Genomic DNA, 1,293 nt, shown 5'->3' with positions numbered 1-1,293 from the left:
GCCCGCCCGAGCAGAACGATCTCTTCCGGCCGCGCCTCGTCGACATGATCGACATGCGCCATGAGCTGGTCACGCTGGCGGCGCTGATCGACTGGGAGTTCTTCGAGCGCGAATGGGCGGGCTTCTTCCCGTCCGCGACCGGACGGCCGGCGACCTCGCCGCGGCTGGTTGCAGGGCTGCTCTATCTGCAGCACGCGTTCCGTCTGTCGGACGAGGCGGTGGTCGCGCGCTGGGTCGAGAACCCGTACTTTCAGCACTTCACCGGCGAGACCTTCTTTCAGCACCGTCCGCCGATCGACCCGACCTCGCTCATCCGCTGGCGAAAGCGGATCGGGGAAGAGGGTGTCGAATGGCTGCTGACGAAGACCATCGAGGCCGGTCGGACGTCCGGCGCGGTCGAGGACGCGAGCCTGGACGAGGTGGCGGTCGACACCACCGTCATGGAGAAGAATATCGCGCATCCGACCGACTCCCGGCTTTACGACCGCGCCCGGGCGCAGCTGGTGGATCTGGCCCGGGATGCCGGGATCGAGCTGCGCCAGAGCTACGCGCGCCTGGCACCGCGGCTGGCGGCGCAGGTCGGGCGCTACGCCCATGCCAAGCAGTTCCGGAGGATGCGCAAGGCATTGAGAACGCTGAAAGGTTACACCGGCCGCGTCATGCGGGACATCCGTCGGCAGCTCGACGAGATCCCCGAGGGGCCGCTGCGCGAGCGGGTGCTGGACAAGCTCGTGCTGGTCTCACGGCTTCTGCACCAGACGCCGAAGGACGCGGGCAAGATCTATTCGCTCCATGAGCCCGAGGTCGACTGCATCTCCAAGGGCAAGGCCCGCGTCCGCTACGAATTCGGCACCAAGGTCAGCATCGCCACCACGCTGAAGGGCGGGTTCGTGGTCGGCATGCGCTCGCTGCCGGGCAACCCTTACGACGGCCACACCCTCGGCGAGGCGCTGGAGCAGGTGGCGATCCTCACCGACCATCCGCCGAAACGGGCCGTGGTCGACCGCGGATACAAGGGACACGGCGTCGAGCACACCCAGGTCCTGATCAGCGGCACCCGCCGCGGCCTGACCCCGGCGCTGGCGAGGGCGCTTCGCCGACGCAGCAGCATCGAACCCGAGATCGGCCACATGAAGACCGACGGAAGGCTGTCGCGCTGCTTCCTGAAGGGCGCCCTCGGCGACGCGCTTTTCGCCGTCCTCTGCGGCTGCGGCCACAACATCCGCAAGATCCTCGCCCATCTGCGGAGGCTTCTTGCCGCCGTCGTCACATTCGTCCTGGCAATGATCCGGC

General features: G+C 67.8%; 1 protein-coding gene. It reads left to right on the top strand.

Annotated features, from left to right (window positions below; genetic code table 11):
- Positions 1-1,293, top strand: a 1,293-nt coding sequence (locus EV655_RS18525) for an IS5 family transposase (RefSeq protein ID WP_132546820.1), incomplete at both ends; no start/stop codon positions are given.

Origin of the sequence: Rhodovulum euryhalinum (assembly GCF_004342445.1) — a bacterium.
GTDB classification, from domain to species: Bacteria; Pseudomonadota; Alphaproteobacteria; order Rhodobacterales; family Rhodobacteraceae; genus Rhodovulum; species Rhodovulum euryhalinum.
This window is presented reverse-complemented; position numbering and strand designations above follow the sequence as displayed.